The sequence below is a fragment of the Mycobacterium sp. 1165178.9 genome, assembly GCF_001673555.1.
GTDB lineage: Bacteria > Actinomycetota > Actinomycetes > Mycobacteriales > Mycobacteriaceae > Mycobacterium.
Window position 1 is genome coordinate 1 of the sequence record NZ_LZMB01000533.1, and the last position, 593, is coordinate 593.

General features: G+C 69.0%; 1 protein-coding gene. It reads left to right on the forward strand.

Going from position 1 to position 593, the window contains the following annotated elements; genetic code table 11:
* Positions 1 to 91: 91 nt before the first annotated feature.
* Positions 92 to 593, forward strand: a 502-nt coding sequence (gmk, locus tag A5652_RS22790) for a guanylate kinase (protein WP_369805857.1), incomplete at its 3' end; no start/stop codon positions are given.

Sequence of the window (593 nt, forward strand, 5' to 3'; positions counted from 1 at the left end):
ATAAGAGACAACGACCACACGTCCGTTACCTGATGGTTCAGGACGTGTCCCGTGCTGGACGTCCGGTCCCTCAGCGGTCGGCAAGTCGACTGTGGTCCGATGCCTGCGCGAGCGGGTCCCGGACCTGCATTTCAGCGTCTCGGCCACAACGCGGGCCCCGCGGCCCGGCGAGGTCGACGGCGTCGATTACCACTTCGTCACCCCAGCCCGTTTCCAGCAGCTCATCGACGAGGGCGCATTGCTGGAGTGGGCGGAGATCCATGCGGGACTGCATCGATCGGGCACCCTGGCCGAGCCGGTTCGGACCGCCACCGCCCGGGGATTCCCGGTTCTGATCGAAGTCGACCTGGCCGGGGCCAGGGCCGTCAAGAAGGCGATGCCCGAGGCCCTGGCGGTCTTCTTGGCGCCGCCCAGCTGGGAGGATCTCGAGGCCAGGCTCGTCGCCCGCGGCACCGAGACGCCCGAGGTCATGCGGCGTCGGCTGGAGACCGCCCGCGCCGAAATGGCGGCCCAAAACGACTTCGATCAGAACCGGGAATCCCCGGGCGGTGGCGGTCCGAACCGGCTCGGCCAGGGTGCCCGATCGATGCACG